The sequence below is a fragment of the Pedobacter suwonensis genome (assembly GCF_007833675.1).
GTDB lineage: Bacteria > Bacteroidota > Bacteroidia > Sphingobacteriales > Sphingobacteriaceae > Pedobacter > Pedobacter suwonensis.
The window spans coordinates 1,044,958-1,063,738 of record NZ_CP031708.1; the positions used below are offsets into that span (position 1 = coordinate 1,044,958).

Annotated in this window: 11 protein-coding genes; 8 read left to right on the forward strand and 3 right to left on the reverse strand. The window is 40.5% G+C overall.

Annotated elements, in window-relative coordinates; all coding sequences use genetic code 11:
* Window positions 1–6: 6 nt before the first annotated feature.
* Entirely contained in the window at window positions 7–3,177 is a 3,171-nt protein-coding gene (locus tag DV942_RS04115; RefSeq protein WP_145855515.1) for a SusC/RagA family TonB-linked outer membrane protein, read from the reverse strand.
* Window positions 3,178–3,959: 782 nt separating this feature from the next.
* On the opposite strand from DV942_RS04115, the gene DV942_RS04120 reads away from it, so the two are divergent.
* The 6 genes from DV942_RS04120 to DV942_RS04145 all read left to right on the forward strand — a co-directional run bounded on the left by DV942_RS04120 (window position 3,960) and on the right by DV942_RS04145 (window position 14,017).
* Entirely contained in the window at window positions 3,960–4,850 is an 891-nt protein-coding gene (locus tag DV942_RS04120) for an AraC family transcriptional regulator (RefSeq protein ID WP_090986967.1), read from the forward strand.
* Window positions 4,851–5,577: 727 nt separating this feature from the next.
* A complete protein-coding gene (locus DV942_RS04125; RefSeq protein ID WP_145855516.1) occupies window positions 5,578–6,414 on the forward strand; it encodes a fumarylacetoacetate hydrolase family protein in 837 nt (278 codons plus the stop codon).
* Between the two features lie 128 nt (window positions 6,415–6,542).
* A complete protein-coding gene (locus tag DV942_RS04130; protein WP_145855518.1) occupies window positions 6,543–8,258 on the forward strand; it encodes an IlvD/Edd family dehydratase in 1,716 nt (571 codons plus the stop codon).
* Window positions 8,259–8,264: 6 nt separating this feature from the next.
* The gene (locus DV942_RS04135; protein WP_145855520.1) at window positions 8,265–9,578 is read left to right on the forward strand and encodes a gluconate:H+ symporter; all 1,314 of its coding nucleotides are present in this window, start codon (window positions 8,265–8,267) and stop codon (window positions 9,576–9,578) included.
* Between the two features lie 404 nt (window positions 9,579–9,982).
* Entirely contained in the window at window positions 9,983–10,993 is a 1,011-nt protein-coding gene (locus tag DV942_RS04140) for a PDDEXK nuclease domain-containing protein (RefSeq protein WP_145855521.1), read from the forward strand.
* Between the two features lie 18 nt (window positions 10,994–11,011).
* The gene (locus tag DV942_RS04145; protein ID WP_403001400.1) at window positions 11,012–14,017 is read left to right on the forward strand and encodes a TOTE conflict system archaeo-eukaryotic primase domain-containing protein; all 3,006 of its coding nucleotides are present in this window, start codon (window positions 11,012–11,014) and stop codon (window positions 14,015–14,017) included.
* 132 nt (window positions 14,018–14,149) lie between these two features.
* On the opposite strand, the gene DV942_RS04150 is transcribed toward DV942_RS04145, so the two are convergent.
* Together DV942_RS04150 and DV942_RS04155 are read right to left on the reverse strand one after the other, a co-directional pair.
* Window positions 14,150–14,737, reverse strand: a complete 588-nt coding sequence (locus DV942_RS04150; protein WP_145855524.1) for a hypothetical protein — start codon at window positions 14,735–14,737, stop codon at window positions 14,150–14,152.
* A 4-nt stretch (window positions 14,738–14,741) separates the two neighbouring features.
* Complete coding sequence (locus tag DV942_RS04155) at window positions 14,742–15,653, reverse strand: HEPN domain-containing protein (protein WP_186462423.1); 912 nt, start codon at window positions 15,651–15,653, stop codon at window positions 14,742–14,744.
* Between the two features lie 375 nt (window positions 15,654–16,028).
* Here DV942_RS04155 and DV942_RS04160 point away from each other — a divergent pair, with 375 nt between their 5' ends.
* A complete protein-coding gene (locus DV942_RS04160; protein WP_450091367.1) occupies window positions 16,029–16,262 on the forward strand; it encodes a helix-turn-helix domain-containing protein in 234 nt (77 codons plus the stop codon).
* A 79-nt stretch (window positions 16,263–16,341) separates the two neighbouring features.
* Window positions 16,342–18,579, forward strand: coding sequence for a S41 family peptidase (locus DV942_RS04165; protein ID WP_145855527.1), 2,238 nt, complete (start codon window positions 16,342–16,344; stop codon window positions 18,577–18,579).
* Window positions 18,580–18,781 lie beyond the last annotated feature (202 nt).

Below are 18,781 nucleotides of genomic sequence, written 5' to 3' on the forward strand. Positions count from 1 at the left end.
ATAGGATTAGAATTTTATATTGAGGTTAAATCCGTAAGTACGTGTTGTAGGTAGCGATGCCTGCTCATAGCCGGTGAGGTTATCACCGCTGGAGGCTATCGCTTCCGGATCTATGTTTGGGGTATATTTTTTAATGATCAGTACATTATGGCATACCGCAGAAAGCACCATACTTTTTACGTATTTTTTATTGATAAATCTGGATAAGTCATACCCTAAAGAAAGGTTTCTTAACTTCACAAAGCTCGAGCTGTAAATAAATGGATCTAAGATATTTGTTGAACGATAACTGGCATAAAAATCTTCTGCATTTACAGCGGTGGTATTAGGTAACCCATCAGTGGCATTTACACCTGGAAAAATTACCCCACCAACCCGGCCGGGTAAAGACTCTTTTGATAAACCTTCTCTTAGTAAATTTAAACTGGTACTGGAAAGCAGTTTACCTCCCGCTTTATAATCGATATGGGCAATAAAGGTAAAACCTTTGTAGTTCAACGTATTTAGCCATCCGCCGGTTGCTTTGGGCAGGCCGCTACCAAAATTAACCGGTGTAGCGCTTGCTATGGGTTTGCCTCCTGATAACAGGATATTTCCTGCGGCATCCCGTTTGTAAGTTGCGCCCCTGATCTGGTTGAGCGGCAAACCGACTACATCTACAATAGAGCCAAAAAATTCGGGGCTGCCCACCACCAGCTGAGACTGGTTATTCGCTAATGATAATACCTTTGAAGAATTGAAAGCAGAGTTAAAAGCCGTTTTCCAGGTAAATTTGTTGTTTTGTACCGGTATTAATTCCAGGTTAAATTCTAATCCCCTGTTTTCAAGCCCACCTAAGTTAACCAGCGTGGAGCTGTATCCGCTCGCTGCAGAAAGGCTGATCGGAACCGCCTGGTTCGTTGTTTTTTTATCATAGGCAGCTACATCCAGGTTCACCCTGTTATTGAATAGGTGTAACTCGAGGCCTATTTCTTTTTCATTTACGCCAAAGGGTTTAATCTGGGTGTTGGGCGAGGCGGTACCGTTTATGCTTCCTAACGGAAGCCCGTTAAACGAATTTTGAGCAAGGGCAAATGTTAAGGCATTGTAGGGACCAACACCCTGGGCACTTCCTGTTTCTGCTACTGCAACCCTCAACTTTCCAAAATTTAACCATTTCGCATTGGGAAGCAATTCCGAAAAAACGAAACTTCCGCTAATGGAAGGATAGAAATAATGATCGATATCTCTGGAGAGTACTGAATACCAGTCAGTACGGCCGGTAACATTTAAGTAGAATAAATCTTTGTATGAAAATTCTGCAGTACCATACAATGAATTAACGGTCTGCTTAGACAAATTATAGCTTGAATTTGCCGTAACACCGTTTCCAATGGTGTATAAACCCCTGATGTAAAAGTTGGTTACCGACTCGTTAAAGGTAGAAGTAATTAACGGAAAGTTATTACCACCCACTGTGGCATTAAATGAAAAGTCTTTCCACTTGTGTCCGCCACCCAGCAAGAAGTCGAAGTTATTCTGGCGTGTATTGGTTGTACTTATTCCATAGCTCCCGTTATACAATCCTGCAGGTGCAGCCGATACCGCCAGGGTACCCGTAGGTGTGTTTGATTCATAGGTGGTTTGCAAAAGGTCGGTATTTGCCCTGCCCTGCAAATACAGCCAATCGAAAAACTGGTAGCGCACCACAGCCGTACCCAACAAATGATCTTTCGTTTGTCTCTGAAATTGGTTAGCCAAAATCCAGTATGGGTTGGTAATGGTAGCAAACCTCGAAGTAGGTGTTTCGTTTCCGTTGGCATCTATTGCGCCTGCCTTGAGTACATCAAAAGATATGGAGTTGGCCAACCTGTAAATTGATGTAGGAATTGAATTGCCCTGCACGCCTACAAGTGGCGGATTGTTATTAAACTGGTGATCGTAGTTCACATAAAACTGTGCAGATAATTTATCGGTAAGTTTATAATTGATGCCTACGTTAAAAATCTTTTTGTGGAAATCGTTGTTTGGCACAATCCCCTGGGCATCCTGATTAGAAAGGGAAACCCGGAAACTTCCTTTATCATTACCACCGGAAATGGCAACGGTATTGCTCCATGATGGCGCAAGCCTAAAAAAGGCCTTTATCCGGTCTTTAACCGGTGCATACGGACGCTGAACGCCATCGAACTGATAGGTAGGAACATTATCAAATGGCACACCAAAGCTCCAGGCACCAGAACTTTGCGCAGTACCCTGTGATGATGGCCGAATATTGTTCTCTCCCTGCCCGTATTCATATTGGAAATCTGTAAAATCCAGTGCCTGGTTTACTGTAAAATTTGAATTGAACTCGATTCCGATCCCGGTATTTTTAGATCCTGCTTTTGTGGTAATAATGATCGCTCCGTTAACCGCACGCGAACCGTATAAAGCCGCAGCAGTAGATCCTTTCAGCACAGTCATCGATTCGATATCATCCTGATTGATGCCTTGCAGGTTATCTCCCTGATCTACATTTTGTGTGTAACCATTACTGCTGCTGGCACCCTGCGACATTGGCAAGCCATTGATTACGATGAGCGGCGAATTATCTGCAGTAAAGGAAGATTGTCCACGCAAACGGATCTTGGTGCTTCCGCCCGGCCCGGCGGCAGGTGGCGATACGTCCAATCCGGCCACCCGGCCTTCAAGCGCATTGGCCAGGTTAGTTGTACGGTTGGTTTGTAACGCCTGTACATCAGCTTTCTGGGCAGAATAACCTAAGCTTTTGGCTTCCCGTTTGATGCCGAGTGCGGTTACCACAACCTCATTCAAGGCATTTGTAATCGCTACCAGAGATACATTAATTACAGTTTTTGCATTTACCGATATTTCTACGGGCTTATAACCAACAGATGTGAACACCAATACCGCATTGTTATTGGCCACATTTATGGCATAGCCGCCGGATGAATTGGTTACAACAGCGTTCCTTGTTCCCTTTTCAGCCACGCTTACGCCGGGTAAAGCCACACCCTGTTCATCGGTAACTTTACCTGTAATTCCTATAAAGGCAATTTTTAACTTTTTACCTGTTACCGTTTTACTAAAAACTGCAGTGCCTGGCCCAACGGCAGATGCAAATGTGGGCTCGAACAGTAGGAATAACATAAATACCGTGCAGGTAAATACCAGTGGAAGTAATTTTTTTTTCATCGTTATAGTTTGGTTAGAATTGGTTTTTTAATAAACCGCTTAAATCTCTGCTGAAGACGCGCTGTAATCAGTTCAAAACATAAGCAGTTTGAGCAGCAAGGTGCCGCGGTTGGGATTTTAAGTAAGTTTATCTCATATCAGAATATTGGTTAGTTGGTTTAGTCGCTGTTCTAACCGTTTAAGGCTAACGTGCCTGGTCAAATGCCTGACTTAAAGTAAACAGGCAAGAATAGAGACATTGCTTTGCTTTATATTTGGTTTGAAACAGTTATGTTACTGAAGCAAATAAAGACAACTTAAATGAAAAGCAATTTCAGTATTACAGCAAAAAATTGTAACATATTAACATAGATCGGTTTTTCTGAATTTTTTGGCGCCTCATCAAAACCAAATAAAAACAATTGTAAATCAATAACTTGCACTAAAAAGACAATATAAAATCAATTCATCGAGGCAATAGTAAAACCCGGCGTTGTTAATATAACCAACTAACAATAGCAAATAGATATGCATTTATATCGTACATATTTTTTAATTTCATGTTATTACCTGAACCCGATGATTATTTAATGAAAACGGTTTTATAAACACCTTTGTACAGACCAATTCGTCATGCTGTCCGGAAGGTTCGGAATCAGCATCTTACTGGCAGGAAAGCCCCTGAAATAAATCCGACAGCTACCGGATCAGGTGACGACCGCTTTAGATCAGAAAGCTGATTTAAGTGGCCAAAAGGTCATATTAATCATCGAACTCAGGTTTATAATTAACCAAACATAAACATGAAGGCTACTTTAAAAAAGACTACTCCAAACCCGGAGCATTCTTTTAATATTCACAAGGATATCGGACATGCAATATTAAGCGCCTGGCATTATCATCCCGAGTGCGAATTACTAGTGGTTAAAAGAAGCTATGGCACCTGCCTGATTGGCGACTACGTGGGTCCTTTTAAAAGTGGCGACGTATTTTTATTTGGCTCAAACCTGCCACATACTTTCCGTTGCGAACAGGAATACATCGAAAACGATACCGAAAAAGTTGGAGAAACCATCGTGGTTCTTTTTCAGAACAATACCTGGGGAGATAAATTTTTGAATCTTCCTGAAATCAGTCCGATTGTTAAACTGTTAAATACCAGCAAGCTGGGTTTGCGTTTAAAAGGGGTAACTAAACGAAAAGTTGGTAAAATAGCGGAAGAGATGCTTAACGAATCGCCAGCCCGTAAATTGATCAGTTTGTTATCTGCTTTAGAAATCATAGCGGCTACGAAAGAATATGAAATTATATCATCAAACGGTTTTAACCTGGAAGTAAACAGCATCGACCAGAGCCGCATCAATACCATTTTCGAATACACTTTTAATAACTACCACCAAAAAGTGGCATTAGAAGAGGTAGCTGCCCTGATTAATATGGGAAAACACTCTTTTTGCAGGTACTTTAAATCCAAGACCAAAAAAACATATATCCAGTTTTTAATGGAAGTGAGAATTGGAAATGCCTGCAGACTGCTGGTAGAAGAGGAATTTAACATGACTGAGGTTGGCTATGCCTGTGGTTACAACAATATCTCCCACTTTTATCATCAGTTTAAAGCACTAACGAAAAAAAATCCGATGGATTACCGGTCCAATTATCTTAAAACGGAAGAGAAGAAATTTGCCGAGTAGCTTCAGTTAGATTTTAATCCTTCAAAAGCCTACTAAAGATATTTTTAACTAATAGCCTTCACCCTGGGGACAATTTATTTTATAAATAAATATTAGTGACGTTTTTTTCCTCCGCGCAGTCTTGCCTCAGCTCACCGCCGCCGAAGGGCTCTTACTTTTTGGCATCAAAAAGTAACAAAAAATGCCGGCTGAAAATTTTTCTTTCAAAGTCAGTGGTAAGGCTTGGTCAGTGGAACCCGAAAAATTTGTTAGGCCGGATTTAAGTAGAACGGAGATACATTGCCAGGGCCTTGCTAGATGGAAATGCATAATGCCCCAATACACTAATAAATAATTAATTATAAAATAACTTCAATGGTAGAGGTCAGTTTTTTAGTAAAAAACATTGGATCACTGATGACAGATATGGATGGATCGTCCTTTCGACCGCAGCGGAGAAATCTTTTTACATAGTTCAAAGATTGCTGCACGCCTACACATATCCTCTTTTCCAATACGCAATGTCGAAATTAAGGCCCAAAACTCACGTTAATTAATAACGATCAGATTCACCCAATCAGCTCACGCCAACCCGTAACTTTACTATCGCAGCATTTTATTGTATTATATTAACATTATGCTGCAAATGTGTTTTAAAAGCACTTATTTGCTTCAGTATTTACCGCCTGGATACGTAAATTAGTTTCAAATCTAATTTACTATCCAACAACTAAACCAAATAATTATTATGAGAATCTATAATACCTCGAGCGGGATTATCATCAACCAACATAACCAATATTTCTTAAGCAAAGAAAACAACTGGGACACATTTGTGAACAGGAGCGATCTCTTTACCGCAATAAGTAGCGAGTTGCAATACCTTGAGCCTGACGAAGATTTACAAGCACTCACCCATACTGCTATTTTAACCCCCATCGGTAACCAGGAAGTATGGGCATCTGGCGTAACTTATTTCCGGAGCCGGGAAGCCAGGATAGAAGAATCAAAAGATGCAAAGGGCGGCGATTTTTATGCCAGGGTATATGATGCAGACCGGCCCGAACTTTTTTTTAAATCACCAGCTTACCGTACGGTGGGTACCGGAGAGAATATACGCATCCGGGCAGATTCTAAATGGAATGTGCCTGAACCCGAACTGACCTTATTTATTTGCTCAGCAGGCACTATAGAAGGTTATACCATCGGTAATGATGTATCGTCAAGAGATATTGAGGGCGAAAATCCGCTTTATTTGCCACAGGCAAAATCATACAATGGCGCTGCCGCTTTAGGTCCCTGCCTTTTGGTGGCAGAGAAACCCATAGATCCGGATACCCGTATCAGCATCGAAATCACCAGAGCTGCTGCTGTTATTTTTAAGGAAGAAATCTCCATTAACCAGATGAAACGTAAGCATACCGAATTGGTAGATTACCTGTTTCGGGAACTGGATTTCCCTCATGGAACGTATTTGATGACCGGTACAGGCATTATCCCCGCCGATGATTTCACTTTACAAAGCGGAGATACGGTAAAAATAACCATTGCGGAGATTGGTTCGCTGATCAATGTGGTTGCCTGATTAAAACGGGCAAACAAACGGCAGGCTGCCAGCCATTGCCAGCGCACATAAAACGATTAGTTTAACACGTGTCTGACAGCCAAAACCTGAATAAGAAGATAAAATAACGCACATAGTATAATCTGGATATGAAACCATATAGAAGTTCAACCTGGTTTGGAAAAAAAGATAAAATGGGCCTCATCTACCGCAGCTGGATGAAAAACCAGGGCATGCCCGAAGACATGTTTGACGGCAGGCCGGTAATAGGGATCTGTAACACCTGGTCTGAACTGACGCCCTGCAATGCCCACCTTCGCGATATTGCAGACAGTGTTCGTCGCGGGGTATTAGAGTCTGGAGGCTTTCCGTTGGAATTCCCGATCATGTCATTAGGTGAAACGCTTTTAAAACCCACTGCCATGTTGTTCCGCAACCTCGCCAGTATGGATGCCGAAGAATCCATCAGAGGCAACCCTATTGACGGTGTGGTATTATTAACGGGCTGCGACAAAACCACCCCTTCTACCCTAATGGGTGCAGCGAGTGTAGATTTACCGACCATTGTAGTGCCAGGCGGGCCGATGTTGAACGGAAAATACCATGGCCAGGACATTGGCTCCGGAACCAGTGTATGGAAGCTGACAGAGGAACTAAAAAGAGGCGAAATTACTTATGATGAATATGCAGAAGTAGAAAGCTGCATGTCGCGCAGTCCGGGCCATTGTATGACGATGGGAACCGCTTCCACTATGGCCTGCATGGTAGAAGCCCTGGGTATGAGCCTCTCTGGCGGTGCCTCTATCCCTGCGGTTGATTCCCGGCGCAAACGGCTTGCTCAGCTATCAGGCAGGAGAATAGTTGAAATGGTTAAAGAAGACTTGAAAATTTCTAAAATACTCACACGCGACGCTTTTGAAAACGCCATTAAGGTAAATGCTGCCGTGGGCGGTTCCTCCAACTTTATTATCCACCTCACCGCTATTGCGGGGCGTATGGGTGTACCGCTCAACTTAGATGATTTTGATGATATTGGCAGCAAAATGCCCCTTCTTGTTAATCTGATGCCCTCAGGTAAATTTTTGATGGAAGATTTTTACTATGCCGGTGGTATACCTGCTGTTTTAAAACAAATGCAATCGGTGCTAAAAATGGATACCCTGACGGTAAGTGGGAAAACGCACGCAGAAAATATTGGTAACGGAGGCATCAATTACAATAAGGAAGTGATTTATGAATTTGAGCAGCCCATTATTCCCGAAGCCGGAATCACCGTATTAAAAGGTAATTTAGCTATTAATGGAGCCGTGATCAAGCCATCTGCAGCAACGCCTGCATTAATGCAGCACCGGGGCCGGGCCGTTGTATTTAAAGATATTGAAGATTACCATGCCAGAATAGATGACCCTGACCTGGATATCGACGAAACCTGTGTAATGGTTTTACAAACGGTTGGTCCGGTTGGTTATCCGGGTATGCCCGAAGTGGGTAACATGACCTTACCAAAAAAGTTACTTGATAGGGGCATAACCGATATGGTCAGGATCTCTGACGGCAGAATGAGTGGCACCGCTTATGGCACAGTTGTACTGCACGTATCGCCAGAGTCGGCCATTGGCGGCAATTTAGCCTTGGTAGAAAACGGAGACATGATAGAACTGGATGTAGCCAACAAACGGATCCACCTTGAAGTGAGTGACGAAGAATTGGCCATCAGGCGAAGTAATTGGGTACAGCCTCCTCCCCTAGCCGCACGTGGTTATGCAAACTTATACATTAAACATGTGCAACAGGCCGATAAAGGCGCCGATCTGGATTTTTTAGTAGGCGGGTCAGGATCAACCGTAACCAGAGATTCCCACTAACGCAACATGGATGTACTGATTCTTTTGGGCTGTATCGTAATGCTGGTACTCTTAATTGCCTGGGCAAAGGTGAATACTTTCCTCGCATTTTTAATCGTATCGGTAACGGCCGCTTTACTATTAGGTATGCCCGCCACACGTATCCCGCAAACGGTTAATAAAGGATTGGGCGATACCTTAGGGTCTTTGTCCGTCATCATTGTTTTGGGGGCCATGCTTGGCAAACTCGTTGCCTTTAGTGGTGCCGCGCAAAAAATAGCCACGGTATTAAAAAACACCTTCGGCTATAGATACATCACCTGGGCCATGTCTTTAACCGGTTTTATAGTAGGCATCCCCTTATTTTACAATGTTGGCTTTGTATTGCTCATACCCATTATTTTTTCAGTAGCCTATAACTATAGGTTACCACTGGTGTATGTGGGCTTACCCATGCTGGCCTCGCTATCTGTAATGCATGGTTTTTTACCACCGCATCCGTCGCCCATGGCTTTGGTAAGCCAGTTTCATGCAGATCTGGTGAAGACCTTTATTTATGGTTTAATCGTGGCTGTACCGGCTATCATAATTGCAGGCCCTGTTTTTGCAAAAGCATTAATCAAAATGCAATCTAAACCAACGGTTACGCTACAGGCCAATGATTTACCCAATCATGAATTGCCTGGGATTACCAATAGTGTAATCTCCGCATTGTTACCGGTACTGATCATTTTAGGCACCACCCTGATCGCCAGGCTATGTAGTGACCATATCGCTATGGTGAATGTTGCCAGGTTTATCGGCGATCCAACCATTGCCATGATATTAACCATTTGCATTGCCACTTACACCCTTGGGATGAGGTTAGGCAAAAAGCTAACCGACATTATGACCATCTATGTTGAGGCGGCAAAAGATATCGCCATGATCCTCTTCATCATCGGTAGCGCAGGTATTTTAAAACAGGTATTTGTAGAAACCGGCGTAAGCCACAGCCTTGCCGCCATTTTGCAAGGCTTAACGCTGCCGCCTTTGTTACTGGCCTGGTTAATTACCGCGGTGTTGAGGCTTTGCCTGGGTTCGGCTACCGTAGCTGGCCTCACCGCTGCCGGCATCGTTTTTCCGCTGATTGGGCCGCATGGTGCCGACCCCAATTTAATGGTACTCGCCGTCGGCTCAGGCAGCCTGTTTTGTTCTCACGTAAACGACTCCTCTTTTTGGCTGTTTAAAGAGTATTTAGGATTATCAATTAAACAAACATTTTTATCCTGGTCGCTGATGGAAACGCTGGTCTCTGTTATTGGAATTATTGGGATATTGATATTGGATCAGTTAAAGTGAGAATTGAAGAGTTTTATTCGTTTTGATGGTTTTTGGTGTGATTCCGCTGGAAGGTGAACTTCGTTCAGTTTTTTCCGGTAACTAAAGACTATCTAGAAGAGTTTTAAAATAAGATTCACCGAATCGCTCCCCTTTTATCTGTATGATTTAGTTGCAATTGATATGATACTAACATAAGGAAATAGGTAAGTTACGCCAAGAAATCGAATAGTATTTTCATCTCAAATCTACTACCTTTGTGTAGATGAATCGTAATAGAGTGTATATAATGCTGACTCAACGCTACCACATCAAAACTTTCTCAATTTTAATGCCTGTCGTTCTGTAGAATTTCTTTAAAACACAAGCGAACACGCTATACAAATTTTAAAATGCTACGGAATAACGGAAGTTAATAATTTATAATGGAAACCATATATACCGCATATAGCAGCTTAATAGCAATCATTTCTACTACTTATACCAATGGCAAGGTAATAGCATTAAGGGCTGTAAATAACCAATTATTAACTACATATTGGCAAATAGGGCAACACATAGTAGAGTTTGAGCAGGGTGGTAAAGCTAAGGCCACCTATGGCAAGGCCTTATTAGAGAATTTATCAAAAGATCTAAATAAGCTTCATGGAAAAGGTTTTAGTCGTAGTAACCTTAATTATATGCGGTTGGTTTATTTGTGTTTTCCAATTTGTGAGGAGCTTCCTCACAAATTGACTTGGACACATCCTTGCGAACTAGTAAAAATAAACGATCCATTAGAACGTAGTTTTTACCAGCAACAAGCCGTATTAGAGAACTGGAGTACAACCGAGTTGATTCGTCAAAAAAACAGCTCATTATACCTTCGTTTGGCGTCATCAAAAGATAAAGAAGGCATTTTAAAACTAGCACATCAAGGGCAAATAGTAGCACAGCCAACCGATATCTTAAAAGATATTTATGTATTTGAATTTCTTAAAATAGCCGAGCCTTACCACTTATCTGAAACTGATTTAGAGCAACGATTAATTACTCATCTGCAAAGTTTTTTATTAGAACTAGGCAAAGGCTTTGCATTTATTGGTAGACAATATCGGATTACACTAGGTAACCGAAACCACTATGTAGACTTGGTTTTTTATCATCGTATATTAAAATGCTTTGTGTTAATAGACTTAAAAAGAGAAGAAGCCAATTACCAGGATGTAGGGCAAATGAATATGTATTTGGGCTATTTTGAAAATGAAGAAAATACCGAAAGTGATAACCCGCCTATAGGAATTGTTTTAGCCAAAGAAAAAGACGAATTGGTAATACAGTATGCTATGCATAATGTATCTTCACAATTATTTGTACAAAAATACCAGTTATATTTACCCAACAAAGAAGAATTGAGAAAAGTAATCGAAGACCAGTTGAATAGAGAAACTGAATAAAAAAACACTTTTAAAAGATTGAGTCACTCGTCACAAGAAGCCAGAATATTATTATACCAATCTCTATTTCGGGGTCGTGAAGATATTTTTGCCATTCATTGGACAAAGGGAGCCAAAAGTGGCTATATGCCTGCAAAGTTATATGATCCTTATTTCAATAGAATTTATAAAAAACCTTCCGGTTCTCCAAGTTCAGAACCTGTAACATATCTTTCACTAACCAATGATCAAGTTCAGAGACACCTTGAAGGAAAGCAGCTGATTGGTTTATATCCACTATTACAGGATAATAGTTCTTGGCTAATTGCAGCAGATTTTGATAAGAATAGCTGGTTGGACGATTGCAGAAGTTTCATCAAATTATGTGACGACTACAAAATTCCAGCTTATTTGGAGCGCTCTCGTTCTGGAAATGGCGGTCATGTTTGGATTTTTTTTGACAGAGCTTATCCGGCTTTTAAGAGTCGAAGTATTGTCCTTGCGCTCCTCGAAAAATCAGGTGTGGTTTCTGCCTTTGATAAAAATTCAAGCTTCGACAGATTATTTCCAAATCAGGATAGGCTTTCGGGAAAGGGATTTGGAAATCTGATCGCCATGCCCTTTCATAAAACAGCAATGGAAGCAGGTAATAGCTGTTTTATAGATGTCAATACGACCTTACCATATGTTGACCAGTGGCAGTTTCTCGAAAATATTAAGCGGATCTCTACCATCCAACTGGATAAAATATTTTTTTCATTAACCAATTCAAAAGTAGAAGAAGCCACCGCATCAGGAACGCTTAATATCTCCCTTTCAAATGCAATCGAAATAAAGAGCAACGAGATAAGTCCCGCATTAACCCGTTTTCTAAAAGAGGAGCTCAACTTCTTCAATGCGGATTTCATCATTAAAAAGAACAGTGGACGAAGTACGTTTGGTATCAAGAGATATTTCAGGTTCATTGAGGAAATAAACGGACGTGCCATTATCCCTAAAGGTTTTATCAGGAAGTTGGTTACACATTGTATTCAGCATAATATCCCGTATCTGCTAAACGACAATCGTAAATTACTGCCCGCAATAGGATTTTCTTTTAATGCCTCCCTGAAAGACTATCAACTTCCAGCTGTAGAAGCTGCTGCTAAAAAGGGTATTGGCGTAATCGTTGCGTCGCCTGGTTCTGGTAAAACTGTGGTGGCGCTAAAAATTATTGCGGATAAACGGCAGCCAGCGTTGATAGTGGTTCATCGTAGACAATTGACCGATCAATGGGCTGAAAGGATAGAAGCATTTCTAAGGATCCCCAAACAGGAAATCGGTAAGATTGGGCAAGGAAAGGCAACAATTGGAAAACAGGTTACGATTGCCATGGTACAAAGTCTTGCGAAAGAACTGCAAAAACCTGATGCAGTAAAGTTGGTTCAAGCTTTTGGAACCATCATCGTTGACGAATGCCATCATATTGTTGCCGAAACTTTTAAGGATGCCATCTCGCATTTTCATTCTTATTATCTATACGGGCTAACTGCAACTCCTTTCAGAAAGAACAGTGATGACAGACTGATTTTTATCCATCTGGGCGAAATAATTTCCGAACTGAAATCTGCTGATTTAGGGATTTCAAAACAGCCAGAAATCATCATTAGGAACACAGCACTAGATGTTCCTTTTAATGCGAAAACAGATCGCTTTGAAACGTTATCAAATATATTGGTTCATGATGCAGATAGGAATAAACTCATTTTAAAAGACTTAGCATTTCAACTAAATACAGGAAAAAAAATCGTAATCCTTACAGAAAGAAAAGAACATATAGAAACATTGCAACAATATTTAAAGCAATCCTGTGAGACGGTTACTTTGAGTGGTGATGATTCTGAAGCTAGCCGTAATACCAAATGGAAAATGTTAAAGGATGGAAACTATCAAATGCTCATTACCACTGGGCAGTATTTTGGTGAGGGTTCCGATCTTCATAATGCCCAATGTCTGTTTCTGGTCTATCCATTTTCCTTTGAAGGCAAACTGATCCAGTATATCGGTCGGGTACAGCGTTCTGAGTTAACCCCCATCATTTATGATTACCGTGATATCAAGATAGACTATCTGAATGCCATGTTTTTGAAACGAAATGTTTATTACAAAAAGTTGATCAAACACCGAACATTATTTGACGACCCGATTGAAGAGGATGAGCCAATAGAACAAACAAATAACTTAAAAAGCATTTTAGCTGATCAGGTGATAGAACGGAATATTAAAATAACCATCGAATCGCTTGATTTTCTATACGGTAGTATCGGGTTTCGTATTCCTATCAGTGAAGTTGGACATGAAATATCATTCGATATAGAAAACATCCACATCCGCCCCGAATTTGAAGTATTGAAGCCATATTTTGAAAAGTTTCTAAAAAAGAAATCGATAGCCGCAGCTATCTGTATCATCATTGAAAATGGAGGTATTGTAGCCAAATCCGCAACCTCTCAAGACCTACAACAATTAAACAGTGAAGTTGTAGATAGTGTTCGTTTCCGCTTTGCCGAAAAGAATATTTTAATGAAATCAAACCTGTTAGGCAAGGGCGATAAAGTATCCCAATTAAATACCAGTGATCCCAATACATTATACGATTCTGGAGAAGAATTGCTTCAGGATGTTCTGTCCAAAGGTAATTATAGGCATAAGCTACATCTCCAATATCTCGCTGAACAGCATTGTGGCAATATCTTAAAACTGAGATTTGTCATTAGTCCATTCGCATTTGTTTTTCTTATCGGGGGAATAGAACAATATCATATCATTATGGAAACCTTGGATACAGACGAAGCGACTTACATCTGGCATATTCCAAAAGATATAGGGGCGCTTAAAGCCTCACTCCTTGAGATTCATAATGATCTTCTGAAAATACGTAACGAAGGGCGTGCAGTATTTTTGGAATCAGCTCCTGTTAATTTTAGCCGTGTATTGCATGATTATACTGAGGAACTGAAAGGTTTTATTGCATGGAAGGATGATTTAGAACAGTGCTTGGTGTAGGATATGAATTTTATTCAGTTTTTATCATTTAAGAGCTATCTAGAACGTGTGACTTACCAGGTCAATCACCTTTTGACTATATTTAGCCCCAAGACACATACATACTGATATTCTACAATACAATTTAAATTTTCAACCACCATCCTTTACCCGCTCCCTGATCAGCCACGTAGCCTCGAACAGTTTAACCAACTGCTCGTAAACGGTAATCACTTCAAATTTAGACAGTCTTTCTTCCATGAAGGAGGTATTGAGCGCATCATGAAGCCAGGTGTGCAGGATTTTTTTGTAGCCATCCAGTTGATAGATCCTGAACATTTTCTCGAGTACAGATGAAGGCTTCACGATCTCGCGAATGCTCAGATTTTCAGGATAGTTTCTTAGCTTCTTCTTTTCCGTTTTGATGTAATATTTTGCGGATTCCCTCTCCTGTTTGTCATTGAAATCAAGCCGGCCAAGCTTTCGGCCTTTTAAGAGCCAGGCGGCTTCGATCAACTTTATGGTTAGTTCGTAATGGTAAACAAGGAAGGCTGGGCTACATTTTTTTGGTTCTTCAGATTCAAACGCTACATCGTTTCGCCAGCGTTTCAGCATTTTCAAATGATCGGGCAACCATGCGTGGCTGAAAAACTCATGTATTACTTTTATCGGATCCACTGTTTCATCATGGTTAAGATAAACGATCCGGTTATCTGTTGTGTTTTTTGCCTGCTTCTTCATCGCCTTAATTATTGGTCTGTAAAATTTTTTCGATCTGTACATGATCGGTGTTTTTTAAGGCTGCATCATCTGATGCCGACTTAGCGAGCAAGTCTATTTTCTCCTCGCACATCGTATTGGCCAACAAGATAAAAGAAGCCACCCGTTGATAAAGAGACTCCGCATCTTGCCGGGAAACCGTAAAATCATCTTTATAACGCGAACCAGAATAACTTTTTGCCATAATATCAAACAGCCTTTCGTCTTTGGGAGTGGACAGGAAAAGTTGAAAAGGCTTTTCAGAAAAGCAGGTACACAAACGGAGCAGGCGGTAAAGGTTATGAAACTCCGAACGGTAAGCGATATGGACCCTCAACAGACAGATACAAGTTTGTTCTACCGCCTGATGGAGCATAAAGGCACAAATCCCAAACTGTTCCTTCTCTAAACATTGTGATGCGCACATCAAAAAGCCATCAGCCAACGGTATACGATGTTCATAATGTTTGAATGCCTTAATTACGCCCATTGTCGGTATAAATAGAGGTATCGGCTGGCTATCTAATAGTCCATCCTTACTATAAAGCAGTTTCCCATAGCTAAGCACGCTGATAAAAAACCGGCTGTTTTGCTGTACCGCCTCCATAACCGATTGCCTGCTATGACCAATCACAGTTATCGTTCCATACTGATAAAAGGCATTGGCAAAATCCTGCATTTCGTAATCTATTCGGGTTGCCGTTTCGGTAATGACCAATAAGCAATAATCACATTTAAAATGATTTTGATTATCGTTAAAACAGCCTTGTGAGTGATAGTTATAACTATTCTGCAAAAAGCTGAAGATCTGTAACGGTTTGAACTTTTGGGCGAGCTGATAGATAAACGCCCTGAAATGGCCAGCGTGTTCGGCTTCTGTTGATAATTTTGGTTCCATATTGATCTCATTTAAGTTTAACATTAAATAAGCCTCAATAAGTGGATGCCATGATTACAATAGGGTTGGCAACCCACTTAGTCTAATGTAACTTGGCTCTGACAAAGCCACCCTTTCTTTCGAAAGGGCTCCCACAAAAGACATAAGCGAGCACCAACCCTATAGCAAATATAGGGTTTTGGTTGCTCAACTTACTCTCGCGGGAATAAACTGTCAGATTTAGTTGCGAGGCTTGTTAGCAATTCCTTTACCGATGATAGAACTGCAATATTACTTTTTGTTCCTTTATTTTCTCATAAAGCTAATTTAAGTTAAATTATTTTTAATAGCAAATTTGCTATTAATTATTTTGTTTTAAAGGTGTCTATTTGGTTTGTGAAGTATCTAAAAGACGAAGATTTTATAAAAAAATTTGGCCAAAAGCTGAAGCAGGTACGTGAAAACCGTGGACTATCTCAAGAACAGCTCTCTTTGCTTACCGAAGTATCACAGAGCCAGATTGCCAGAACAGAACTTGGGCAGGTGAATACCAGTATTAGCCATGTTTCAGTTTATGCTAAGTTTTTGAAAGTAGATCCAAGGGAATTATTTGATTTTTCAACTATTTAAGAATAACCCTAAGTTACTTTACCATTTATACTAATTTAATGTCTTCCAAAGGCGTATAAAACTCTAATTAAAAAACTTAATGCTTTCAAAACCAAGTAAACTAACCATTGCGATACTGCTGGCATTTTCATTTGTACAGAATGCTTGTGCACAACCCAAGGTGACACAAACACTAAACCTAGATTTCGAACAGCACCGAAACGGCTTCCCTTCACAATGGACAACATTTGGAGATGCAGCATACAAATTTTACGTAGATTCAGTGCACAAGAAAAGCGGAAAATTTTCTGCTGTTATAGAGCATACTGGTAGCAAAAAGAATTTTGGAGCGCTGTCGATAACCCTTCCCGCCAACTATGAAGGCACATCTATTCGCTTATCTGGTTTCATAAAAACAGAGAACGTAAGTGAAGGATATGCTGGTTTATGGATTCGTATAGATCCACAGATCGGTTTTGATAATATGTCTAACAGAGGTGTTACAGGAACTGCCGACTGGGCTCCTTTTGAAATAAATCTGCCACTTAACCTAAAAGAAACCAAACAAATAGTTCTCGGTGGTTTATTGGTAGGCAAAGGAAAAATGTGGCTGGACGATCTAAAGATAACAATCGATGGAATGGACCTGGGCGATCCAAAAATAAAGACCTTCCAGAAAGAAATATTTGCTGCCCAAGCTGATAAAGCTTTTGATGATGGTTCGAAAGTTACTTTTCCTCCACTAAATCAAGATTTAATTCATAACCTTGAGCTTTTGGGAAAAGTTTGGGGATTTATAAAGTATCATCATCCAGAAATTGCAAAAGGCAAATATAACTGGGACTATGAACTTTTTAGGTTCCTGCCAGATTACATAAAAGTACAAAACAAACAACAACGAGATAACCTTCTTACCAACTGGATTAAAAATTATGGTGTACTGCCGGTGTGTAAAACCTGCAAAGCCGCCCCAGGCAATGCTGTATTAAAACCCGATTTATCCTGGATCAGTAACACAGGTATATCAGCCAACTTAAAAAATCAACTTAATGATCTTTACAATAATAGAAACCAAGGCAAGAACTACTATATCTCACTTGAACCTGGTGTAGGAAATCCGAACTTCTCCAATGAAAATCCTTATTCAGCATTGACCAATCCAGATGCCGGCTTTAGGTTGTTATCGCTCTATCGTTACTGGAACATGATCAATTATTTTTTTCCATACAGGCACATTACCGATAAAAAATGGGATACCGTACTGAAGGAGTATATCCCAAAGTTCCTGAATGCCGATGACAAACTCTCATATGAACTTGTATCCGTACAGCTGATTGGAGAAGTTAACGATACCCACGCAAACTTATGGGGAGGACGGGAAAAAAGTACTGCGCTAAGAGGAACGAAATTTGCAGCTTTTAAAGCAGAATTTGTGGAGAACCAACTGGTGGTTGCCGATTACTTTAATCCAGAATTTTCAGAATTGTCTAAAGTGAAAATCGGTGATGTAATCACACATGTTAATGGTAAGACAATTAATTCGTTGATCGATAGTTTAAAACCTTATTATCCGGCCTCTAATAGCGCGGCCAGGCTTAGAGATATGTCTATAGACCTTCTACGTAGCCCAAACAATACGATTTCCTTAAATTACCTCGCTGACGGCCAGAAACGACAAGTTAACGCGCCAACCTATGAGCGGAAGAATTTACGCATGTACCATTGGTATAAGGTAAATAGCAGCCAAAAATGTTATAAGTTATTGCCAGGAAATATTGGCTATATTACGCTTGCCAATATTAAACAAGAAGACATTCCGGAAATAAAAAAGACTCTTAAAGAAACAAAAGGTATTATCATCGACATCCGTAACTATCCCAATACATTTGTTCCATTTTCCCTTGGTTCTTATTTCCTAACTGAGCCGACTTCATTTGCAAAGTTCTCAACAGGAAATCCAGACAATCCTGGAGAATTTGTTTTTCTGGAAGGGGATAAAATTCCCGGCGACCATAACAAATATAAGGGGAAGCTGGTTATACTTGTCAATGAGAATTCGCAAAGCCAGGCAGAATATACGGCAATGGCGTTCCGTGCGGTAAAAAATACAACTATAGTTGGAAGTACAACAGCTGGCGCCGACGGCAATGTTTCGACTATCTTTTTACCTGGTGGACTTAGAACCATGATCTCCGGCATTGGCATTTACTATCCAAACGGAAAGGAAACACAACGTGTGGGTATCGTTCCTGACATTGTGGTAAGGCCAACTATAAAAGGTATAAAAGATGGAAAAGACGAGGTGCTGGAACGAGCAATTAAAGTGATCACCCAATAGATCGTCATTGTGGTTGCTTTTTAAACGCTAATAAAAGCGAGTCATAGACTCTTTTCTATTTGCTAATCCGTAGAGCCCTTCGGAACTCTACGGAAAGGCATAGGTTATTCACTGTGCTGATGATCCAGCCAAGGAGCACAAATCGTTTAGCTATATAGAAGATTGGAATACTGATATTCTGTATAGTCTGACAATAACGATA